Below are 21,676 nucleotides of genomic sequence, written 5' to 3' on the forward strand. Positions count from 1 at the left end.
ACGGGAAGGGGTTCAGCCGCGCTCGTACGCGGAGATCAGCTCGCTGCACCGCTTCACATCGGCGGCCATCGCGACGAGCAGCTCGTCGATCGAGTCGAACTTCAGCATCCCGCGTACGTACGCGAGGAAGTCCACCGAGACATGGAGCCCGTACAGGTCGAGGCCGACGCGGTCGATCGCGTACGCCTCCACCGTCCGCTCCGTGGCGTCGAACTGCGGGTTGGTGCCGACCGAGATCGCGGCGGGCATCGCCTCGCCGTTCACGTTCAGCCAGCCCGCGTAGACACCGTCGGCGGGGATCGCGGTGTGCGGCAGGGTCTCCACGTTGGCCGTGGGGAAGCCGAGCTCACGGCCGCGCTGCGCGCCGCGGACCACGATGCCCTCGACCCGGTGCGGGCGGCCCAGGATCTCGGCGGCGCCGGCGACATCGCCCTCGGCCACCAGCCGCCGGGTGAGGGTGGAGGAGAACGGATCGCCGCCGCCCGCCTCGCCGCTCACGTAGAGGTCGATGACCTCGACGCGGTAGTCGTAGGTCTCACCGAACTCGGTGAGGAGTTGCACGTTCCCGGCGGCCTTGTGGCCGAAGCGGAAGTTCGGACCCTCGATGACCAGCTGCGCGTGCAGCTTGTCGACGAGCACCTTCACGATGAAGTCGGCCGGCGCCAGCTTCGAGAATTCGCTGGTGAACGGCAGGATGAGCACCGCGTCCACCCCCAGCTCCGCCATCAGCTCGGCACGCCGGTGGTGCGGGGCCAGCAGCGGCGGGTGGCTGCCGGGCCGTACGACCTCGCTGGGGTGCGGGTCGAAGGTCACCACGACCGACGGCACGCCCAGCTCGCGGGCGCGCTCCACGGCCCGGCCGATGATCAGCTGGTGTCCGCGGTGCACCCCGTCATAGGAGCCGATGGTGACGACGCTGCGTCCCCAGTCCTGGGGGATGTCCTCCAAGCCACGCCAGCGCTGCACTCTGACCGCTCCTCGCCCGAACCTGTGTACGTGGGTTTGTCTCTTACGCAGGTCTAAGACTGCCATGCTCACGCCGCGCGGCCTGCATCGGCATCGCCTTCGGGCTCTCCAGCGCCTCCACCGTCCGGCGTGCGCTGGGGCCGACGAGCGCCGCCCATTCCTGTGGGGCGTCGGCCAGCCACCCGGTGACCAGTGCGGCGAATCCGGGCACGTCACGGGCGAGCCCGACCAGCCGGCGATCGAAGCGGGTGGCGCCTTCGGGGGTCCGGACCAGCAGCGTCGCGGTGCGGTGGACCAGGGCGCGGGTACGGGCGGGGGCGCGGGTGCCGGAGCCGGTCGCGGCGGCCCGCAGCAGCGCGTCGAGCACGGCCGGATCGCGGTGGGCGTCCTGCTCGAAGTCCAGCAGGACCTCCAGCAGCTGTTCCCGCAGCGGAGCGGAGGCGGGGCTCCCCGGTGCGGCCAGTACCCCGGCGAGCGCGCCGCGCACCGGCGGCGGCACGGGACGGACCCGCAGCAGCCCGGTCACCAGGGGCAGCAACAGGGCACGGGCGGCGGGGCCGGCCTCCAGTCTCCGGTCCAGGTAGGAGGCCGCGTGCACGGCGTCGTCCGGATGGCTGTCGACGTAGGCGCGCACCAGTCCGGCGGTGTGCAGGGCGAGCGCGGGGGCGTCGATCCCGGCCAGCGCGCACAGCACCTCGCCCGCCCCGTCGTCGGGCCGGGTGAGCCGCTCCCGGTACGCGGCGAGCACCGGCTCCGGGTGGGAGGGCAGGGCGACGGCGAGCGCTTCGGCGGACGGCGCGGGCCCGCCCGCGACGAAGGCCCGGAGCGCCTGCGGAAGGTAACGGTCCCTGGTCCCCGGATCCTGTACGAGGAGGGTGAGCGCGGCCCCGTGCAGGTCGGCGTCCGCCGGGCGGGCCAGCAGGGCGAGGGCCGATCCGCGCAGCAGCGCGCGGTCGGCATCGAGGGTGGCGTGGGGAGCGGTGACCAGGGCGTACGCGGCGGCGGCGGCACGGCGGGCGCTCCGATCCTCGTCGTGGGCCCAGCGGTGGACGGCCCGGCACAGCGCGGAGGGCTCGTCCTCGGCCAGCGTGTCGAGTAGTTCCTCGGCCCTGGGATGGGGGGTCGAGACCAGTGCGTCGGTCAGATCGTCGACGGCCAGGTCCCGGCGGGCGTAGAGGAGCGCCTGGGCCGCGGCCGCCACGGTCAGCCGCAGGGCGTCCCCGTCCCCGTCCCCGGCGGAAAGCGGCCGCTCGTCGGTGAACCAGTCGCAGAGCAGTGGCTGCACGGTGCGCGGCCGGTCGACGAGACGTCGTGCGACGGCGTCCAGGAACCGCTCGCCGCCGTCACCGTCGGAGTACGCGCCGCGGGCCCGGTCGCCGTCGGCGCGGGGCGGGCCGTCGGCGGGGACCAGACGCCGGAGCAGATCGATCCGGTCCTTCTCGGGCAGCCTGAGCCGCCGCCAGAACCACGGCCCGAACACGGCGTACGTCCCCGGGCCCGCCGGCCCGCCCGCGGCCGCCAGGCGTACCACCCGGCCGGCCAGGAGCCGCAGCACGCCGAGGTACGGACGGGCGTCGGGCACCCGAAGCAGGGTCTCGGAGAACAGCCGGACCGCCCACCAGCGGGCGTCGTGACCCGGTGCGCCGTCCGCCGCATCGTGACCCGGTGCGCCGTCCGCCGCATCGCGGCCGGTGACGGTGTCCGCCGCGCCCGTACCCGGATCCGCCCGCGCCGGCAGCCGGTCCAGCGCCCCGATGAGATCGGCCAGCTGGTGGGAGAGCGCGGCGGGACCCCGGCGGCGGCCCAGGAGCAGCAGGGCCTGGATCACCGGGCCGATGCGATGGCGTGGTACGGGCAGGGTGCGCGGTCCGGCCGCCACAGCGTCCGGCAGAGGTGCGCGGCCCGTCGCCACAACGCCCGGCAGAGGTGCACGGCCCGTCGCCACAACGCCCGGCAGAGGTGCACGGCCCGTCGCCGATCCCGGCTGCCGAGGCCGCGGCACTCGGCGGTCGTTCCCCTCCTCGGGCGCGTGCCACCGGTGGACCAGCGCGTACAGCGCCGCGTCCACGTCCAGGTGGGCGCCCTGCACCCAGTCCCCCAGCTCCTCGTGCGCGAAGCGGTATCCGGCGCCCGCCGGGACGAGCAGGCCCTCGGTGAGGGCGGCCGACGCCCAGCCCGCGCGCCAGGGGAAGACCTCCTCGAAGGCCTCCCGGCCCAGCTCCCCCTGCCCGGGGCCCAGGCAGCGCCGCGCCGCCTCGTGGACCTGCCCCGCCACCCGCGCGGCCAGCCTGCGGACCGCGCCGCCTCCCGGCGCCGGGCCGGAAGCGGCCGCGATCCGGACCGCGACGCGCAGGCACATCAGGTCCAGATGGGCGGCGAAGACCTCCTCGGTGTCGGGCTGCGCGGCAACGTCCCCGGGCAGTGCGGCGCGCACCTCCGCGAGCAGGCGCAGGGTGAGCGGGTGCCGGTCGTGGCCGGGGGCGAGCGCTCCGGGCGGGATGGCGTACCGCTCGGCGGCCCGTGCGGCCTGGACCGGGGTGAGGTCGCCGAGGAGGACCGCCAGGGGCAGCCGTCCGGCCGGTCTGGCGGGGCGGTGGAGCGAGCCCGGCGGGCAGAGCGCACCGGCGCTCTCCCAGTACTCGGGCCCGCAGGCGACCACCAGCCGCGCCCCGTTCCCCCGCAGCCATTCGACGGTGGCGGCGGTCCACCGGGCCGACTGGTGGGCCAGCGCGGGGGGCATCTCCTCGGGGCCGTCCAGCAGGACGAGCAGCGGGCTCCCGGACTCCTCGGCCAGCCGGGCCACCCGCTCGGGGGTGGCAGCCGACATGTCGCCCCCGGCTCCAGCGGCGGTGACGATCCGTCCGGCCCTGCGCAGCGTACGGGCGACGGCATCGGCGATCGAGGCGTCGTCGGCCAGCAGATCGGCGCCGCGCAGCCAGAGGGTGGGTGCGGGCACCGGGCCGCGCGCCCGGCGTGCGGTGAGCGCGGCGAGCTCGGTGGTGCGGCCGGTGCCCGGCGCTCCGACCAGGGCGAGGACGACGGCTGGGCCTTCCGGCCCGGACGAGGGCCGGTCCGGGGCCGCGAAGGCGGTGAACTCCGCGATGACGTCCGGGCGTTCGACCGGATCGACGGAGGCATCCGGACCGCCCGCCGATCCGAGCGAGGTCGCGGTGAGGTGCAGGGCGCCCGCGAGATTCAGGTCGCGTCCGTATCCGGGAACGCTCGTCGCGTTGCGCCGCAGCAGCGCGTCGAGCGGGCCTTCGGTGCCCGTCGGCCGCAGCGGCACAGCGAACCCCGCGCCCGCGTGCCCGGCGCGCAGCGCGCTGCCCAGTACGGCGATGACCGCGCCGCTCTCCGGGTCGACGACGGGCCCGCCCACGGCCGCTCCGCCGAGCCGCAGCGCGTCCCGGCCGTCCGTGCCGAGCGCCAGCTCCAGCGCCGCGCCGATCCGGTGGCAGCGGCCGTTCGCGGTGTAGGTCACGGGGTCGGTGCCGAGCACCCGGGCCTCGCGCCAGCCGTGCGCGGCGATCGTCACGTACGTACCGGCGTCGATCCGGTCCCGCAGGGCGATCGGGGCGGGCTCCACGCCCAGTTCCGCGGGGCCCCCGGTGTGCAGCAGGGCGAGGTCCAGCCCGGGCAGTGCGGTGATGTCGTCGGCCTCGACGATGCGGCTGCGGCCGCCCGCGCCGTGCAGCACGAACCGGGTGACGCCGTCGACCGCTTCGTGGCTGGTCACCACCGTGCCCCGGTCGTCCGCGACGAACCCGGTCCCCCGCGGCCGACCGGCCGAATCGCAGATACGTACCAGCGCTGCCCGGTCCCCGCTTGCCATGATCCGACGTTAGGTCCGATGATCAGCGCCTGTACCGCCGGACGTGAAAGCGCCCCCGAATACACCCCTGATTCACTCCGAGCGCCTGCCCATTGGGGTGAATTAATGGCGTCCGCTGGACAGAACATGGTGGGGGATCGTGGAGCGGGTGCTGGGAATGCCCCGCCCGCTCCACGATGGGGATACCCGTCAGGCGAAGACGGCGAGGCTCTTGGCCTTGCCCTTCTGTTCCTCCACGAGGACCAGGAACCGCCCGTCGGGTCCGAAGACCCCGACCGGTCCCGGCGGGAAGGCCGGCATGTCCAGCCGTACGCCGTTCAGCAGCAGCTTGGCGCGCTTCTCGTCCACGTCCCAGCGGGGGAACGCCGAAGCGGCGGCCTCGGCCACCGGCATCACGGTCAGCTCCTCCTGGTGCTGGTCGAGCGTTCGCGCCGCGTCCAGGCCGTAGGGCCCGACCCGGGTGCGCCGCAGCGCGGTCAGATGCCCGCCGACGCCGAGCCCGGCGCCCAGGTCCCGGGCGATCGCGCGGATGTACGTACCCGAGGAGCAGACCACCGAGACGACCAGGTCGACGACCGGCGTGCCGTCCTCGGCGGTCTCCCGGCGTACGTCGTAGACGTTGAAGGACGAGATCGTCACCGGCCGGGCCGGGATCTCGAACTCCTCGCCGCCACGCACCCGCGCGTAGGACCGCTTGCCGTCGATCTTGATGGCGCTGACCTTGGACGGCACCTGCATGATCGGTCCGGTCAGGGCCGCGACACCGGCGTCGATGCCCTCACGGGTCACCCCGGAGGCATCGGTGGACGAGGTGATCTCGCCCTCCGCGTCGTCCGTGACGGTGTTCTGGCCGAGCCGGATCGTGCCGAGGTACTCCTTCTCGGTCAGTGCGAGATGGCCCAGCAGCTTGGTGGCCTTCTCGACACCGAGCACGAGAACACCCGTCGCCATCGGGTCCAGGGTTCCGGCGTGGCCGACCCGGCGGGTCCGTGCGATGCCGCGCATCTTGGCGACGACGTCGTGCGAAGTGAAGCCGGACGGCTTGTCGACGATGACAAGGCCGTCCGGCGTTTTCTGCGGTGTCATTCGGAGGCGGCGTCCTCGTCGTTGTCGTCGTCCGCCTTGCGGTACGGGTCGGCACCACCGGCGTACGTGGCGCCCGAGGACGCCTCGCGCACCCGCGCGTCCGAGGCACGCGCCTGGTCGAGGAGGTCCTCGATCGCCTTGGCGTTGCCCGGCAGGGCGTCCGCCACGAAGGCCAGGGTGGGGGTGAACTTCGTCCCCGCCGCCGCTCCGACCGCCGAGCGCAGGATGCCCTTGGCGCTCTCCAGACCGGCCGCGGCGCTCGCCCGCTCCTCGTCGTCGCCGTAGACCGTGTAGAAGACCGTGGCCTCCCGCAGATCACCGGTGACCCGGGTGTCCGTGATCGTCACGTGCGTACCCAGACGCGGGTCCTTGATACCGCGCTGCAGTTTCTCGGCGACCACCTCCTGGATGAGGTCCGCCAGCTTTTTCGCCCGCGCGTTGTCGGCCACTGGTCCGTCTCCTTCTTCGCCTTGCTCAATCGTCTTCGTCGCTGTGCAGCCGCCGTCGTACGGACAGCAGCTCCACTTCCGGCCGTGCGGCCACCAGTCGCTCGCACCGGTCCAGAACATCTGTGAGGTGTCCGGTGTCCCCGGAGACCACGGCAAGGCCGATCTCGGCCCTGCGATGGAGATCCTGACCGCCCACCTCCGCCGCGCTCACCGCGTATTTCCGCTGGAGCTCGGCGACGATCGGACGGACGACGGAGCGCTTCTCCTTCAACGACCGTACGTCGCCGAGAAGCAGATCGAAGGACAGTGTCCCCACATACATGTATGTCCGGATGTCCCGCCGGTTCGGGTTCGCGCCCTGCCAGTGCTTGGCAGGGACACCAGAACCGTACACGGAACGGCCGGGGCCGATCGACGGAAATACGACCCGTCGACCGGCCCCGACTGTTGAGGAGAGTTCCGGGGGCTCGCCCCCGGATTTCCCCGTGGATCAGCCTCGCGGCTTCTCGCGCATCTCGTACGTCGCGATGACGTCGTCGATCTTGATGTCGTTGAAGTTTCCGAGGTTGATACCGCCCTCGAAGCCTTCGCGGATCTCGGTGACGTCGTCCTTGAAGCGGCGCAGACCGGAGATGTTGAGGTTCTCCGCGATGACCTTGCCATCGCGCAGCAGGCGCGCCTTGGTGTTGCGCTTGACCTCGCCGGAGCGGACCAGCACACCGGCGATGTTGCCCAGCTTGGACGAGCGGAAGATCTCGCGGATCTCCGCCGTACCGAGCTCGACCTCTTCGTACTCCGGCTTGAGCATGCCCTTGAGGGCCGCCTCGATCTCCTCGATGGCCTGGTAGATCACCGAGTAGTAGCGGACGTCGACACCCTCGCGCTCCGCCATCTGCTGGGCACGGCCGGCAGCGCGGACGTTGAAGCCGATGACGATGGCGTCGGAGCCGGTCGCCAGGTCGATGTCCGACTCGGTGACCGCACCCACACCGCGGTGCAGGACCCGGATGTCGACCTCGTCGCCGACGTCGAGCTGGAGCAGCGAGGACTCGAGAGCCTCCACCGAACCGGACGCGTCGCCCTTGATGATGAGGTTGAGCTCCTGGACCAGACCGGCCTTGAGCGCCTCGTCCAGGTTCTCCAGGGAGAACCGGACACCCTTGCGGGCGAAGTTGGCGTTGCGCTCACGGGCGGCACGCTTCTCGGCGATCTGACGGGCCGTACGGTCCTCGTCGACCACCAGGAAGTTGTCGCCGGCACCCGGGACGTTGGTGAGACCGAGCACGAGGACGGGGGTCGACGGACCCGCTTCCTCGACGTTGTTGCCGTTGTCGTCGAGCATCGCCCGGACACGGCCGTACGCGTCGCCGACCACCATCGTGTCGCCGATGCGCAGCGTTCCGCGCTGGACGAGGACGGTGGAGACGGCACCGCGGCCGCGGTCGAGGTGGGACTCGATCGCAATACCCTGCGCGTCCTGCTCGGGGTTGGCCCGCAGGTCGAGCGAGGCGTCGGCGGTGAGGACGACGGCCTCCAGCAGTGCCTCGATGTTGAGGCCCTGCTTGGCGGAGATGTCGACGAACATCGTGTCGCCGCCGTACTCCTCGGCCACCAGACCGAACTCGGTGAGCTGACCGCGCACCTTGGTCGGGTCGGCACCCTCGACGTCGATCTTGTTGACCGCGACCACGATCGGCACCTCGGCCGCCTTGGCGTGGTTCAGCGCCTCGATCGTCTGGGGCATCACACCGTCGTTCGCCGCCACCACGAGGATCGCGATGTCGGTGGACTTCGCACCACGGGCACGCATGGCGGTGAACGCCTCGTGACCCGGGGTGTCGATGAAGGTGATCCGGCGGTCCTCGCCGTTGACCTCGGAGGAGACCTGGTACGCACCGATGTGCTGCGTGATGCCGCCGGCCTCGCCCGCGACGACGTTCGTCTTGCGGATCGCGTCCAGCAGTCGGGTCTTACCGTGGTCGACGTGACCCATGACGGTCACGACCGGCGGACGGGAGACCAGGGCCTCTTCGCCGCCCTCGTCCTCGCCGAACTCGATGTCGAAGGACTCGAGCAGCTCGCGGTCCTCCTCCTCGGGGCTGACGATCTCGAGGACGTAGTTCATCTCGTCCGCGAGCAGCCTGAGGGTGTCGTCGGAGACGGACTGCGTCGCCGTGACCATCTCGCCGAGGTTCATCATCACGGCGACGAGCGACGCCGGGTTGGCGTTGATCTTCTCCGCGAAGTCGGTGAGGGAGGCACCGCGCGACAGACGGACGGACTGTCCGTTGCCGCGAGGCAGCATGACGCCGCCCACCGACGGGGCCTGCATGGCCTCGTACTCCTGGCGCCTCTGCCGCTTCGACTTGCGACCACGACGCGCGGGACCGCCGGGACGGCCGAACGCACCCTGTGTGCCACCACGGCCACCGGGGCCGCCGGGACGTCCACCGAAGCCGGGACGACCGCCGAAGCCGCCGCCACCGCCGGGACGGCCCGCACCGCCACCGCCGCCGCCACCGGGACGACCGGCGAAACCGCCGCCACCGCCACCGGGACCGGCCGGACGGCCCGCGAAGCCACCGCCGCCGGGACGGCCCGCGCCGCCACCGCCGGGACGACCGCCGCCACCGGGACCACGGCCACCGCCGGGGCCACCACCGGGACGCGGGCCGGCAGCGGGACGCTGCGGCATCATGCCCGGGTTCGGACGGTTACCACCGGGGGCACCGCCCGGACGGGGAGCCTGCGGACGGGGCATGCCGCCCGGGGTCGGACGGGCGCCGCCCTGCCCCTGGGGCCGCGGAGCGCCACCGGGGCCGCCCTGCGGACGCGGGGCGCCCGGACGGTCCTGGCCGCCACCGGGACGCGGGGCGCCGCCGGGACGGGGCGCCTGCGGACGGGCCATGCCCGTCGAGCCACCGGAGGTGAAGGGGTTGTTGCCCGGACGGGGACCGGCCGGACGGGCGCCGGGGCGCGGTGCGCCCTGGCCCGCGGGACGTGCGGGGCGGTCGCCGCCGCGCTCGCCGCCACGGCCGCCGTCGCGCTGGCCACCGTCACGCTGACCGCCGTCGCGCTGACCGCCGGCCGGGGCCGGGCGGGCGGGACGCGGACCGGGGGTGGCACCCGCGGGACGCGGGGCCTGCTGCGGGGCAGCGGGCTGGGCCGGAGCCGGAGCCGAGAACTCGGCGGCGGGCACCGGGGTCACCGGAGCAGGCTTGGGCGCGGGCTTCGGGCCCGGACGCGGGCCGGCAGCCGGCGCGGAAGGCGCTGCGGGGGTGCTGCTCGCCGGGGCGGCGGCGGGGGCCGGCTTGGGGGCCGGGGCGCCGGGCTTCGGGGCAGCGGGACGTGCCGCAGCGGCCGGGGAGGGCGCTGCGGGCTTTGCGGGCGTCGCCTTGCGGGGCGCGCCAGGCTTTGCAGCGGACTTGCCGGCGTTGCCGCCGGGCCCCTGCAGTGCGTCAGTCAACTTGCGTACAACCGGCGCCTCGATCGTCGAGGACGCCGAACGGACGAATTCACCGAGTTCTTGGAGCTTGGCCATGACGACCTTGCTCTCGACGCCGAACTCCTTGGCGAGTTCGTATACCCGGACCTTAGCCACTTCGCTCCTTTTAGGTCCGGGTTACCGCCGGACCGTCGCTACTTCATGGGCGTACTCATCGCGTACTCATCGAGTGCTCATCGCAATCTCGACCTACTTCCAACTCGCGAGGTACCTGACCGCACGGGGTCCCGTGCCGTTCATTTCTTACGGTGTCACCCGCTCGACGAACCGCTGCACTGCGGCGGGGTCGAACGGCCCCTTGGCCTTGAAGGCCCGGGGGAAGGCCCGGCGGCGAACCGCCAGGTCCAGACAGACGGAGGCGGGGTGTACATATGCACCCCGGCCGGGCAGCGTACCGCGAGGATCAGGGACGCAGGCGTCCCCGTCCGCGACGATGCGCAGCAGCTCGCTCTTGGCCGCCCGCTCCCGGCATCCCACACAGGTTCGCTCAGGGCAAGCACGGGCGTGCGTCCGGCCAGACACGGCTAAGTCTACCTCCCCGCACCGACCTCACCCCTTTGGGGCAAAAATCGAACGGATGTTGTCGTGATCTCAGCGGCATGCCACTGAGAAATATTCCCGACGGCGCCGGGTCAGCGCCGCTCGGACCGCTCGCGGGCCCGCTCGGCCCGCTCCCGGTCGGCGACGTCGCGCTCGGCGTCGGTCTCGGTGTCCGGGCGAATGTCGATGCGCCAGCCAGTGAGACGGGCGGCCAGGCGGGCGTTCTGCCCCTCCTTGCCGATCGCCAGCGACAGCTGGTAGTCCGGCACGGTGACCCGGGCGGACCGGGCACCGAGGTCGACGACCTCGACCTCGCTCACCCGTGCGGGCGACAGGGCGTTGGCCACCATCTCGGCCGGGTCGTCGGACCAGTCCACGATGTCGATCTTCTCGCCGTGCAGCTCGGCCATGACATTGCGCACCCGGCCGCCCATCGGGCCGATGCAGGCACCCTTGGCGTTCAGCCCGGAACGGGTCGAACGGACCGCGATCTTGGTGCGGTGACCGGCCTCGCGGGCGATCGCGCAGATCTCGACGGAACCGTCGGCGATCTCCGGGACCTCCAGCGCGAAGAGCTTCTTCACGAGGTTGGGGTGGGTCCGCGACAGCGTCACGGACGGACCGCGCACGCCCTTGGCGACCCGTACGACGTAGGTGCGCAGCCGCAGGCCGTGGGTGTACTCCTCGCCCGGCACCTGCTCCTGCACCGGCAGGATCGCTTCGAGCTTGCCGATGTCGACCAGGACGTTCTTCGGGTCCTTGCCCTGCTGGACGACGCCGGTGACGACATCGCCCTCGTGGCCCGCGTACTCGCCGAACGTCCTGTCGTCCTCGGCGTCGCGCAGCCGCTGCAGGATGACCTGCTTGGCGGTGGTCGCGGCGATCCGGCCGAAGCCGGAAGGGGTGTCGTCGAACTCCTTGGGCTCCTGGCCCTCTTCCAGGTCGGCCGGGTCCTCCTTCGCCCACACCGTCACATGGCCGCGCTCGTCGAGCTTCACGCGCGCGCGGCGGTGGCTTCCGTCCGTACGGTGGTAGGCGATGAGGAGGGCCGACTCGATCGCCTCGACGAGCACGTCGAAGGGGATCTCCTTGTCCTGTGCCAAGCCCTTCAAGAGCTTCACATCGATGTCCACGGCTACGCCTCCTCTTCCTTCTTGTCCTTGCGGCTGAATTCGATCTCCACGCGCGCCTTGGCGATCTCGTCGAAGGCGACCCGGCGGGACGTGGGCTTGCGGCCCTTGACGCCCGGCACTTCGAGGTCGAGGCCGTCCTCGTCCACGGCGAGGATGCGGGCCACCAGCTCGCCGCCCTCGCGCAGATGGAGCTTGGCCAGGCGGCCCGTGGCACGTACGTAGTGGCGGTGCTCCGTCAGCGGACGGTCGGCACCGGGGGAACTGACTTCGAGGACGTATTCGTCGTCGCCCATCGCATCGGTCTCGTCGAGCTTCTCGGAGATCGCGCGGCTCAGCTCGGCGCAGGCGTCCAGCTCGACGCCCTCCTCGGAGTCCACGATGATCCGCAGCACGCGGCGGCGGCCGGCCCGGGACACCTCGATCTCTTCGAGATCCAGCTGTTCGGCGCTGACGAGCGGTTCGAGCAGCCCGCGCAGCCTCTCGCTCTGGGTGGTGCTCATCCGGGTGACTCCTCGGCCGCGTGTGCTGTTGTGGGGATCGTCGCGTGTCAGGTCAAAGGGTATCCGGTCCCGAGGGGTGTTGCCGTCCGCCGGCTCCCCGGCCGCGGGTACGCTCGCCTGCGGTGATCACTTCAGGACAGATCCAGTCAAGTCAGGGCCAGGCCCGAAGGAGAACAGGTGCGGCGCACGGGGACGACGCGCAGAGGTGTGTTCACCGCGACGGGAGCCATCGCCCTGGGGGCGATGCTGGCCGGCTGCGGTGACGGGGCCGGACGCGGGAAGGACTCCGCCCGGTCCGGGACGGCGAGCACTGCCGAGCAGGCCTCCGCGGCACGGGCGGAGAAGCGGATCCGGACAACGGCCGCACGGACCAGTCTGGAGCTGCTCGGCGGGTACGAGCACGTGATCAGGGCCCATCCGGCGACCGCCGCCGGGCTCGTGCCGCTGCGGGACGCCGTGCGCGCCCACGCGAAGGCGCTGGCCCCCGACGGCGCGCAGGCGCTCGCCTTCACGCGCTCGCGCGCGACCGGCGCGAAGGCCGCCGTCGGGGAACTGGCCGCGGCGGAGCGCCGCGCCGCGGACGCGCACCTGGCGGCCCTCATGGAGGCCCCGCCGGAGCTGGCCCGGCTGCTGGCGTCGATCGCGGCGGCGGGCGCGGCCCACGCCTATCTGCTGACCGAACTGGCCAAGGAGACCTCGTCATGAGCGCCAGGACACAGAAGGCCGCGCAGGCGGCCCTGGCCGCCGAGCACGCGGCGGTGTACGGGTACGGGGTGGTGGGCGGCCGGATCGCCGAGGGCCGCCGGGCCGAGGCCGCGGCGGCCCACCACGCGCACCGGGCCCGGCGCGACGCGCTGGTGCGGACCGTGCGCGGACTGGGCGGTGAGCCGGTGGCAGCACAGGCCGCGTACGCTCTGCCGTTCACCGTGCCGGACCCGGCCGCGGCGGTGCGGCTGGCGGCCGTGCTGGAGGACCGGGTCGCGGGCGTGTACTCCGACCTTGTCCGGGCCGCCGAGGGACCGCTCAGGCGGGAGGCCGCCGACGCCATGCGGGAGGCCGCGGTGCGTGCGGTCCGCTGGCGGGGCAGCGGCGTAGCCTTTCCCGGGCTCGCCGAGCGGGCCGTTGAAGGCACCGGCGCGAAGACCGGGACGGCCGCGAAGAGCGGGGCCGGTGGGACGAACGGGTCCGGCGCGGCGCACTGAAGCAGCTCTGAAAGGGAACAAGGCACGTATGGGTTTCGAACCGCCGCAGCGTCTGGTGCGGGCGCTGGGCGAGTCGTACGGGGACGACGGCGCCGCCGACTGGCTCGCGCGGCTTCCCCCACTGACCGAGGAAGCGCTTTCCGTCACCGGGCAGAACACGACCGTGGAGCGGGTCGCCGCCCCCGGGGGCCGCAGCAGTCTGGTCCTGCTGGTGACCTGTGCCGACGGCACCCCGGCCGCACTGAAGATCGCGCCGCCCGGGGCCGCGCCCGAGCTGGAGCGGGCCGCGCTGGCCCACTGGAACGGCTGGGGCGCGGTGCAGCTCATCGCCGCAGGACCCGGCGCACTGCTGCTGGAGCGGCTGCACCCCGAGGTGTCACTGCGCTCGCTGCCGGAGGCGAAGGCGCTGCTGGAGGCGGCCGGGACGGTGCGCAGGCTGTGGGTCGAGCCACCGGCCGGGCACGGTTTCGAGACGGTCGCCGAACGGACCGGGAGCCGTGTCGGGCCGATGCGGGAGAGCGCGGCGGCCGACCCGGGCCTGGAGCCGCTGGTCTCCGCGGCGCTCGCGGCGCGCGAGGAGCTGGTCGCCCACTCCCCCGAACTCCTGCTGCTGCACGGCAACTTCCGGCAGAGCAAGGTGCTGGCCGGCGAGCGGGTGCCGTGGCTGACCGTCGGTCCCGAGCCGCTCGTCGGTGAGCGTGCCTACGATCTGGCGCGCCTGGTCCGCGACCGCGTCGAGGACCTGATCGCCTCCCCCGGCGGCGCGGTGACGGCCCGCCGCCGGGTCAAGAAGCTCGCCGATTCGCTGGATGTGGACCGCGAGCGGCTGCATGGCTGGACGCTGTTCCGCGCGGTGGAGTCCGGGACCCGGGCGCTGGCGGCCGGCCGCCGCCAGGAGGGCGAGCTGACGCTGGAGTTCGCGAGCTGGCTGTGAGGCGGTGAAAGCCGCAGGCCCCCGCGCGGTGCGCGGGGGCCTGCGGCTTCTCGCGGGGTCAGCTGCCGGCGGTGAGGCGGGCGATCGCCTCGTCCACGGTGAGCTCCTCGCGCTCGCCGGTGCGGCGGTCCTTCAGCTCCAGGACGCCCTCGGCCGAGCGGCGGCCGGCGACCAGGATCTTCGGGACGCCGATGAGCTCGGAGTCGGTGAACTTGACGCCGGGCGAGATGCCCGGACGATCGTCGACCAGGACGCGCAGGCCCGCGGCGTTCAGCTTCTCGGAAACGTCGAGCGCCAGCTCGGTCTGGAGCGCCTTGCCCGCCGCGACGACGTGCACATCGGCCGGGGCGATCTCGCGGGGCCAGCACAGGCCCTTGTCGTCGGCGGTCTGCTCGGCGAGGGCGGCCACCGCGCGGGAGACGCCGATGCCGTACGAGCCCATGGTGACGCGGACGGGCTTGCCCTGCTGGCCGAGGACGTCGAGGGAGAAGATGTCGGCGTACTTGCGGCCCAGCTGGAAGATGTGGCCGATCTCGATGGCGCGGTCCACCCGGAGGCCGGCTCCGCAGTTGGGGCAGGGGTCGCCCGCCTCGACGACGACGACGTCGAGGTAGTCGTCGACCTCGAAGTCGCGGCCGGCGACGACGTTCTTCGCGTGGGTGCCGGGCTTGTTCGCACCGGTGATCCAGGCGGTGCCGGCGGCGATGCGCGGGTCGGCGATGAAGCGGACCTTCTCCAGTCCCTGCGGGCCGACGTAGCCGCGTACCAGGTCGGGGCGGTCCTCGAAGTCCTCGGCGGTGACCAGTTCGACGACGGCGGGCGCGAGGTGCTCGCCGAGCTTGCCGAGGTCGACCTCGCGGTCGCCGGGCACGCCCACGGCCACGATCTCGCCGTCGACCTTGACCAGCAGGTTCTTCAGGGTCGCGGAGGCCTCGACGCCCAGGTGCGCGGCGAGCGTCTCGATGGTCGGGGTGTCGGGGGTGTCCAGCTCCTCGACGGGGCCGTGCGCCGAGCCGTTCGCGGCGACCGCCTTGAAGGTCACGGCCTCGGTGTTGGCGGCGTAGTCGCAGTTCGGGCAGTCGACGAAGGTGTCCTCACCGGCCGGGGCGGGTGCGAGGAACTCCTCGGAGGCGGAGCCGCCCATGGCGCCGGAGACGGCGGAGACGATCCGGTGGTCGAGGCCGAGGCGCTCGAAGATGCGGATGTAGGCGGCGCGGTGCAGCTGGTACGCCTCGGCGAGGCCCTCGTCGGTGGTGTCGAAGGAGTACGAGTCCTTCATCTGGAACTCACGGCCGCGCAGCACACCGGCGCGGGGACGGGCCTCGTCGCGGTACTTGGTCTGGATCTGGTACAGGATCACGGGCAGGTCCTTGTAGGACGAGCACATGTCCTTGACTACCTGGGTGAAGATCTCCTCGTGGGTGGGGCCGAGGAGGTAGTCGGCGCCCTTGCGGTCCTTGAGCCGGAACAGCAGGTCGCCGTACTCGTCGTACCGCCCGCTCGCCTCGTACGCCTCCTTGGGCAGCAGCGCGGGCAGCAGCACCTCCTGGCCGCCGATGGCGTCCATCTCCTCGCGGACGACGCGGGTGATGTTCTCCAGGACCTTCTTGCCGAGCGGCAGCCAGGTCCAGATTCCGGCCGCGGTGCGGCGTACGTATCCGGCCCGGACGAGCAGCTTGTGGTTGAGCGTCTCGGCGTCGGCCGGGTCGTCGCGCAGTGTCTTGATCATCAATCGGGACATGCGCTGGACCTGGGCCATGGTGAACTCCTGCTCGCAAGGGTGATGTCAGGAGGTTAGCCGGGCGGCACGGGTGGGCGGAAATCCAATGTCCGCTCCGCTAGTCCTTGCGACGCAAGGGGAGCGGGGCTCCCATCACCGCGTAGGGCTTGGGAGCGCTGGGGAAGAGCACCTGCCGGGCCAGGTCCTGGTAGCCGAGACTGCGATACAGGCCACGTGCCGGGCTCTCGGCGTCGATGGCGGAGAGGATCGAGCGGGGCTGGTCGACGGCGTCGGTGATGGTGGTGATCAGCGCGCGTCCGATGCCCCGGTTCTGGAACTCGGGCAGGACGTGGAGCTCGGTGATGACGAACGCGTCGTCGAGCCAGTGCACGCAGCCGGTGGCACGGAGGTACGGCTCGACGACGGTGGACCACCACTGGCCGCGCTCGTTGGGCATCCCGTAGACGAAGCCGACGAGCCGTTCGCCGGGGGTGACGGCGCCGAGGGCGCGGGCGTGCGGGTGGTCGAGGTGTCTGAGGACGATGTGGCGCCGTACCTCGACCTCTTCGGGCCCCAGGCCGAAGGCGACGGCCTGTACGGCGAGCGCCTCGTCCACGCGCGCGGCGAGATCGATGGGCCCGATCCTGACGCTGGGAGTAGGGGGGCCACCCCCGGAAACTGCTGCCATGCGCCGACCCTACTGGCCCCGGTGGGCAACGGGGCGAGAACGGGTGACCGTCGGCCGCGGACCGGTCAGAACAGCACGCTCATGAACGAGCCGGTCTCCTGGAAGCCGACCCGGGCGTAGGCCCGGCGCGCGGGGGTGTTGTAGTCGTTCACGTAGAGGCTGACGACGGGGGCGACATCGGCCAGTGCGTAGCGCAGGACCGCCGCCATGCCGGTTTCGGAGAGTCCTCGGCCGCGGTGTTCGGGGGCGACCCAGACGCCCTGGATCTGGCAGGCCTGCGGGGTCGCGGCGCCGATCTCCGCCTTGAAGACGACCTTGCCGTCGTCGATCCGGGCGAACGAGCGGCCGGCTCCGATGAGTTCGGCGACGCGTGCCTGGTAGAGGAGTCCGCCGTCGCCGGCGAGCGGGGAGATGCCGACCTCCTCGGTGAACATCGCCACGCAGGCCGGCATCAGGACGTCCACCTCGTCCTTGCGGATCCGGCGGACCAGGGGGTCGGGGGTCACCTCGGCGGACGGGCTCTCGGTGACCATCAGCGGCTGATGGGCCCGGACCTCACGGGCCGGTCCCCAGCCGGGTTCGAGCAGCCGCCACAGCTGGGCGGTGGGCCCGGCGGGGCCGACGATCGAGGAACAGCGACGGCCCGCCCGGCGGGCCCGGTCGGCGAAGGCCCTGACGGCCTCCGGGGTGGCGCAGATGGGGACGAGGTTGGCGCCCGAGTAGCAGAGCGAGCGGAGCCGTCCGTCGGCGTACCAGCCCCACATCTCGCCGCCGAGGCGCCAGGGATCGAGACCTGCGATCTGGACCCGGGATGTCACGAAGGCGTTGGCGACCGGCTCGCTCTCCAGGACGGCGAGAGCGGCTCCGAGGTCGCTGGGTTCGAGGACCCGGGTGGTGGTCTGCGTCAACACGAGGGGGCCTCACCATGCGGTCTGCTGATTTCCGCACTGTAACCGACGCGGCCGATCCGTGCCGCCCGTGCCTGCGGACAGGGGCTGCGGGACCCCGTGAGGTCGCTCACGGCAAGCGCCCCGCCGGACGGGGTTCGTCCGGCGGGGCGCGGTGGTGCGGGTCATCGGTTCAGCTGACGGAGACCTCGGGCTCGCCGGAGGCGATGCCGTCCTTCTCCATCTGCTCGGCGATCTTCAGGGCCTCTTCGATGAGCGTCTCGACGATCTTCGACTCGGGCACCGTCTTGATGACCTCGCCCTTCACGAAGATCTGCCCCTTGCCGTTGCCCGACGCCACACCCAGGTCCGCCTCACGGGCCTCACCCGGACCGTTGACGACACAGCCCATCACGGCCACCCGCAACGGCACCTCCATGCCCTCCAGACCGGCACTGACCTCGTCCGCGAGCTTGTACACATCCACCTGCGCCCGCCCGCACGACGGACACGACACGATCTCCAGCCGCCGCTGCTTCAGATTCAGCGACTCCAGGATCTGCAGACCGACCTTGACCTCCTCGGCCGGCGGCGCCGACAACGACACCCGGATCGTGTCCCCGATCCCCTCCGACAGCAACGCACCGAACGCCACCGCCGACTTGATCGTCCCCTGGAACGCCGGACCCGCCTCCGTCACACCCAGATGCAACGGATAGTCACAACGAGCCGCCAGCTGACGGTACGCATTCACCATCACCACCGGATCGTTGTGCTTCACCGAGATCTTGATGTCCCGGAAACCGTGCTCCTCGAAGAGCGACGCCTCCCACAACGCCGACTCCACCAACGCCTCAGGAGTCGCCTTCCCGTACTTCGCCAGCAACCGCGCATCCAGCGAACCCGCGTTCACACCGATCCGGATCGGCGTCCCCGCATCACCCGCCGCCCGCGCGATCTCCTTCACCTTGTCGTCGAACTGCTTGATGTTCCCCGGATTCACCCGCACCGCCGCACAGCCCGCATCGATCGCGGCGAACACATACTTCGGCTGGAAATGAATATCCGCGATCACCGGGATCTGCGACTTCTTCGCGATCACCGCCAACGCGTCCGCGTCGTCCTGCGTCGGACACGCCACCCGCACGATCTGACAGCCCGACGCCGTCAGCTCCGCGATCTGCTGCAACGTCGCACCGATGTCCGACGTACGCGTCGTCGTCATCGACTGCACCGACACCGGCGCATCCCCGCCCACCGCAACCGACCCGACCTGGATCTTGCGGCTGACCCTCCGGTCGGCGAGCTTGGTCGGAACGGACGGAATTCCGAGAGAAATCGCAGTCATGCGCTGAGCATCCCCAAGGTGTGGATCAAGGTCCCGAGATCGGCGGGCTCCGGCCTTCGAGGTTACGGCACCGGAGACGGCCCGGAGCACACCGCGTACGGGAGCGCCACACAAAAGCGACGCCCCGGACACACACTGTGTGCCGGGCCGTCACTCGTGGTGCATGAGGTGCCAGGGCCTCTCGTTTGGATCATGCCGGGCTCGCGTGCCCCGGTGCCTGATCCGGCCTGATCCAAACGCAAGACCCTGGTGGGTCAGGAGATCTTGACCGGATTCACGATGTCGGCGACCAGCACCAGCAACGTGAAGCAGATGAAGACTCCGGCGACAACATAGGCGACCGGCATCAGCTTGGCCACGTCGAAGGGGCCGGGGTCGGGGCGCCGGAAGACCCGGGCCACATTGCGGCGCAGGGCCTCCCAGAGCGCTCCGGCGATGTGCCCGCCGTCCAGCGGCAGCAGCGGCAGCATGTTGAAGAGGAACAGCGAGAGGTTGAAGCCCGCCAGCAGGAACAGCATCATCGCGATCTGGTTCGTCGCCGGGACGTCGAGCGTCATCACCTCGCCGCCGATCCGGGCCGCGCCGACGACGCCCACCGGGGAGTCGGCCGCCCGCTCGCCGTCGCCGAAGGCGGCGTCCCACAGGTCCGGGATCTTGGACGGGAGGGCGATGATCGAGTCGACGCCGTTCTCGATCATGTCTCCCATGCGGACGACCGAGTCGCCGAAGGAGAGCGGGACGATCTCGGTCTGAGCGGCGAAGCCGAGGTAGCCGGCCTTCACGTACTCATCGGCGATCACCTCGCCCTTGGAGTCCTTCTTCGCCACCGCGTTCTCCTTGAGCACGGCGTGGAGGGTCGTCTCCCGGCCGTCGCGCAGGACGGTGATGGTGGCGGGGCCGATGGTGTTGCGGATCCTGTCGGAAAGCGTGGCCCAGTCGTCGACCTTCCGGCCGTCGAAGGCGACGATCTTGTCGCCCTTCTTGAGTCCCGCCGCCTGGGCGGGCGAGACCGGGTCGGACTTCTTGCAGGTGTCGCGGTTCTCGTTCTGGGCGATCACGCACTTCTGGACACCGGCCACCTCGGTGGTCTGGGTCTGGAAGCCGAAGGTCATCGCCACGCCGAGGAAGATCGCGACCGCGAGGACCAGGTTCATGAACGGTCCGGCGAACATCACGATGACGCGCTTCCACGGCTTGCGCGTGTAGAAGAGGCGCTTCTCGTCGCCCGGTTCGAGCTCCTCGAAGGCGGCGGACCTGGCGTCCTCGATCATGCCGCGCCAGGGCGAGGTGGACCGTGCCTCCAGGCGCCCGTCCTCTCCCGGCGGGAACATGCCGATCATGCGGATGTAGCCGCCGGCCGGGATGGCCTTGATCCCGTACTCGGTGTCGCCCCTCTTCCGTGACCAGACCGTCGGTCCGAAGCCGACCATGTACTGGGGGACGCGGATGCCGAAGAGCTTCGCGGTCGACAGGTGCCCCAGCTCGTGCCAGGCGATCGAGAACAGCAGGCCGATGACGAAGACGGCGATGCCCAGGATCGTCAGCAGGACCGTCGTAATACTCATGCGCGCGCCTCCGCTGTCGCTTTCGCCGAGAGTCCACGGGCCCGGGCGCGTGCCCAGGTCTCCGCTTCCAGGACGTCTGCGACCGTGAGCGAAGTTCCCGTGGCGGGGGTGCCGTGTTCGGCCACCACCGCCGTGACCGTATCCATGATTCCGTTGAACGGCAGCCGTCCTGCGAGGAATGAGTCGACACATTCCTCGTTGGCGGCGTTGAAGACGGCCGGTGCGGTGGCGCCGAGCGTGCCGACGTGCCTGGCCAGACCCACGGACGGGAAGGCCTCGTTGTCGAGGGGGAAGAACTCCCAGCTGGACGCCTTCGACCAGTCGAAGGCGGGGGCGGCGTCCGGGATGCGGGCGGGCCAGCCGAGGCCGATGGCGATCGGGCCCTTCATGTCCGGGGGCGTGGCCTGGGCGAGGGTGGAACCGTCGGTGAACTCCACCATGGAGTGAACGTACGACTGGGGGTGGACCACGACCTCGATCCGGTCGAACGGGATGTCGTAGAGGAGATGGGCCTCTATGACCTCAAGACCCTTGTTGACCAGGGTGGCGGAGTTGATCGTGATGACCGGTCCCATGGCCCAGGTCGGGTGGGCGAGGGCCTGCTCGCGGGTGACGTCCGCCAGCTCGCTCCTCGTCCGTCCCCGGAAGGGGCCGCCGGAGGCGGTGACGACGAGCTTGCGTACGTCGGCGCGGGTACCGGCGCCCAGTGCCTGGAAGAGTGCGGCGTGCTCGGAGTCGACCGGGATGATCTGGCCGGGCTTCGCCAGTTCCTTGACCAGTGGGCCGCCGACGATCAGCGACTCCTTGTTGGCCAGGGCGAGCGTGCGGCCCGCTCCGAGCGCGGCGAGCGTGGGGGCAAGTCCGATCGAGCCGGTGATTCCGTTGAGCACGGTGTGGCAGTCGCTCGCCGCCAGCTGTGCGGCGGCGTCGGGCCCTGCGAGGACCTCGGGGAGCGGCTCGCCCGTCCCGTACTGCTCGCGCAGCGCCTCGCGCAGCGCCGGTACGGCGTCCGGTGCGGCGACCGCGACGGTACGCACCCGCAGCTGCCGTGCCTGCTCGGCGAGGAGGGCGACCCGTCCGCCGGCGGCGGAGAGCCCGGTGACGCGGAAGCGGTCGGGGTTGCGCAGCACCAGGTCGATGGCCTGGGTGCCGACGGAACCGGTGGAGCCGAGGATGACGAGATCCCGGCGGCCTTCCGCTGTGTCGAAGACGAGGTGCGGGTCGGCGAGGGGGGCAGGGCTGTCGCTCATGCCCCCATTGTTGCCGCATCGCCTGTGGGCGTGGACAGTGCGTCCCGCGCACGGGCCGGGCGGGGCCCGTC

18 protein-coding genes are annotated in these 21,676 nt (G+C 71.8%); 3 read left to right on the forward strand and 15 right to left on the reverse strand.

Annotated features, from left to right (window positions below):
• Window positions 1-12: 12 nt before the first annotated feature.
• The 9 genes from OHA19_RS11245 to rimP all read right to left on the reverse strand — a co-directional run bounded on the left by OHA19_RS11245 (window position 13) and on the right by rimP (window position 12,011).
• Entirely contained in the window at window positions 13-966 is a 954-nt protein-coding gene (locus tag OHA19_RS11245) for a bifunctional riboflavin kinase/FAD synthetase (protein ID WP_405716912.1), read from the reverse strand.
• 43 nt (window positions 967-1,009) lie between these two features.
• Window positions 1,010-4,798 carry a trypsin-like peptidase domain-containing protein gene (locus tag OHA19_RS11250; RefSeq protein ID WP_405750118.1) on the reverse strand — a complete coding sequence of 1,263 codons (3,789 nt, stop codon included), beginning with the start codon at window positions 4,796-4,798 and terminating at the stop codon, window positions 1,010-1,012.
• A gap of 189 nt (window positions 4,799-4,987) precedes the next feature.
• Window positions 4,988-5,884, reverse strand: coding sequence for a tRNA pseudouridine(55) synthase TruB (truB, locus tag OHA19_RS11255; RefSeq protein ID WP_405716910.1), 897 nt, complete (start codon window positions 5,882-5,884; stop codon window positions 4,988-4,990).
• Window positions 5,881-6,333: a 30S ribosome-binding factor RbfA gene (rbfA, locus tag OHA19_RS11260; protein WP_405716909.1), complete on the reverse strand. Its 453-nt coding sequence runs from the start codon at window positions 6,331-6,333 to the stop codon at window positions 5,881-5,883. The genes truB and rbfA overlap by 4 nt, the downstream gene beginning before the upstream one ends.
• Before the next feature lie 25 nt (window positions 6,334-6,358).
• Window positions 6,359-6,655 (reverse strand): DUF503 domain-containing protein, encoded by a 297-nt coding sequence (locus OHA19_RS11265; protein ID WP_072489324.1) that lies wholly within the window; start codon window positions 6,653-6,655, stop codon window positions 6,359-6,361.
• 168 nt (window positions 6,656-6,823) lie between these two features.
• Window positions 6,824-9,934, reverse strand: a complete 3,111-nt coding sequence (gene infB, locus OHA19_RS11270; RefSeq protein ID WP_405750121.1) for a translation initiation factor IF-2 — start codon at window positions 9,932-9,934, stop codon at window positions 6,824-6,826.
• 147 nt (window positions 9,935-10,081) lie between these two features.
• Complete coding sequence (locus OHA19_RS11275) at window positions 10,082-10,360, reverse strand: YlxR family protein (protein ID WP_072489326.1); 279 nt, start codon at window positions 10,358-10,360, stop codon at window positions 10,082-10,084.
• A 110-nt stretch (window positions 10,361-10,470) separates the two neighbouring features.
• Window positions 10,471-11,511, reverse strand: a complete 1,041-nt coding sequence (gene nusA, locus OHA19_RS11280; RefSeq protein ID WP_072489327.1) for a transcription termination factor NusA — start codon at window positions 11,509-11,511, stop codon at window positions 10,471-10,473.
• A gap of 2 nt (window positions 11,512-11,513) precedes the next feature.
• Complete coding sequence (gene rimP / locus OHA19_RS11285) at window positions 11,514-12,011, reverse strand: ribosome maturation factor RimP (RefSeq protein WP_405716907.1); 498 nt, start codon at window positions 12,009-12,011, stop codon at window positions 11,514-11,516.
• Between the two features lie 177 nt (window positions 12,012-12,188).
• Between rimP and OHA19_RS11290 the strand changes: the two genes are divergently transcribed.
• Genes OHA19_RS11290 through OHA19_RS11300 form a run of 3 tightly spaced genes read left to right on the forward strand, consistent with a single transcriptional unit; the run spans window position 12,189 to window position 14,147 of the window.
• Window positions 12,189-12,716: a hypothetical protein gene (locus OHA19_RS11290; RefSeq protein WP_405750123.1), complete on the forward strand. Its 528-nt coding sequence runs from the start codon at window positions 12,189-12,191 to the stop codon at window positions 12,714-12,716.
• A complete protein-coding gene (locus OHA19_RS11295) occupies window positions 12,713-13,213 on the forward strand; it encodes a ferritin-like domain-containing protein (RefSeq protein WP_405750126.1) in 501 nt (166 codons plus the stop codon). Before OHA19_RS11290 ends, OHA19_RS11295 begins: the two co-directional genes overlap by 4 nt.
• A gap of 28 nt (window positions 13,214-13,241) precedes the next feature.
• Entirely contained in the window at window positions 13,242-14,147 is a 906-nt protein-coding gene (locus tag OHA19_RS11300; RefSeq protein WP_405750129.1) for an aminoglycoside phosphotransferase family protein, read from the forward strand.
• A gap of 58 nt (window positions 14,148-14,205) precedes the next feature.
• Here OHA19_RS11300 and OHA19_RS11305 read toward each other — a convergent pair whose 3' ends face one another.
• The 6 genes from OHA19_RS11305 to dxr form a co-directional block, all read right to left on the reverse strand.
• On the reverse strand, window positions 14,206-15,906 hold the full coding sequence (locus tag OHA19_RS11305) for a proline--tRNA ligase (RefSeq protein ID WP_405716903.1): 1,701 nt from the start codon (window positions 15,904-15,906) through the stop codon (window positions 14,206-14,208).
• A gap of 79 nt (window positions 15,907-15,985) precedes the next feature.
• The gene (locus OHA19_RS11310; RefSeq protein WP_405716902.1) at window positions 15,986-16,555 is read right to left on the reverse strand and encodes a GNAT family N-acetyltransferase; all 570 of its coding nucleotides are present in this window, start codon (window positions 16,553-16,555) and stop codon (window positions 15,986-15,988) included.
• Between the two features lie 65 nt (window positions 16,556-16,620).
• Window positions 16,621-17,466: a GNAT family N-acetyltransferase gene (locus tag OHA19_RS11315; protein WP_405716901.1), complete on the reverse strand. Its 846-nt coding sequence runs from the start codon at window positions 17,464-17,466 to the stop codon at window positions 16,621-16,623.
• 169 nt (window positions 17,467-17,635) lie between these two features.
• Window positions 17,636-18,790: a flavodoxin-dependent (E)-4-hydroxy-3-methylbut-2-enyl-diphosphate synthase gene (ispG, locus tag OHA19_RS11320; RefSeq protein ID WP_405716900.1), complete on the reverse strand. Its 1,155-nt coding sequence runs from the start codon at window positions 18,788-18,790 to the stop codon at window positions 17,636-17,638.
• 254 nt (window positions 18,791-19,044) lie between these two features.
• Entirely contained in the window at window positions 19,045-20,355 is a 1,311-nt protein-coding gene (locus tag OHA19_RS11325; protein WP_405716899.1) for a M50 family metallopeptidase, read from the reverse strand.
• Entirely contained in the window at window positions 20,352-21,605 is a 1,254-nt protein-coding gene (dxr, locus tag OHA19_RS11330) for a 1-deoxy-D-xylulose-5-phosphate reductoisomerase (protein ID WP_405716898.1), read from the reverse strand. Before dxr ends, OHA19_RS11325 begins: the two co-directional genes overlap by 4 nt.
• Window positions 21,606-21,676 lie beyond the last annotated feature (71 nt).

The sequence above is a fragment of the Streptomyces sp. NBC_00012 genome, assembly GCF_045040875.1.
GTDB lineage: Bacteria > Actinomycetota > Actinomycetes > Streptomycetales > Streptomycetaceae > Streptomyces.

Coding starts and splice junctions, on each gene's coding strand:
- OHA19_RS11325 (WP_405716899.1), bottom strand. CDS start 20,355: ATGAGTATTACGACGGTCCTGCTGACGATCCTGGGCATCGCCGTCTTC.
- OHA19_RS11305 (WP_405716903.1), bottom strand. CDS start 15,906: ATGGCCCAGGTCCAGCGCATGTCCCGATTGATGATCAAGACACTGCGC.
- OHA19_RS11250 (WP_405750118.1), bottom strand. CDS start 4,798: ATGGCAAGCGGGGACCGGGCAGCGCTGGTACGTATCTGCGATTCGGCC.
- OHA19_RS11265 (WP_072489324.1), bottom strand. CDS start 6,655: ATGTATGTGGGGACACTGTCCTTCGATCTGCTTCTCGGCGACGTACGG.
- rimP (WP_405716907.1), bottom strand. CDS start 12,011: ATGAGCACCACCCAGAGCGAGAGGCTGCGCGGGCTGCTCGAACCGCTC.
- OHA19_RS11300 (WP_405750129.1), top strand. CDS start 13,242: ATGGGTTTCGAACCGCCGCAGCGTCTGGTGCGGGCGCTGGGCGAGTCG.
- OHA19_RS11310 (WP_405716902.1), bottom strand. CDS start 16,555: ATGGCAGCAGTTTCCGGGGGTGGCCCCCCTACTCCCAGCGTCAGGATC.
- OHA19_RS11295 (WP_405750126.1), top strand. CDS start 12,713: ATGAGCGCCAGGACACAGAAGGCCGCGCAGGCGGCCCTGGCCGCCGAG.
- ispG (WP_405716900.1), bottom strand. CDS start 18,790: ATGACTGCGATTTCTCTCGGAATTCCGTCCGTTCCGACCAAGCTCGCC.
- dxr (WP_405716898.1), bottom strand. CDS start 21,605: ATGAGCGACAGCCCTGCCCCCCTCGCCGACCCGCACCTCGTCTTCGAC.
- truB (WP_405716910.1), bottom strand. CDS start 5,884: ATGACACCGCAGAAAACGCCGGACGGCCTTGTCATCGTCGACAAGCCG.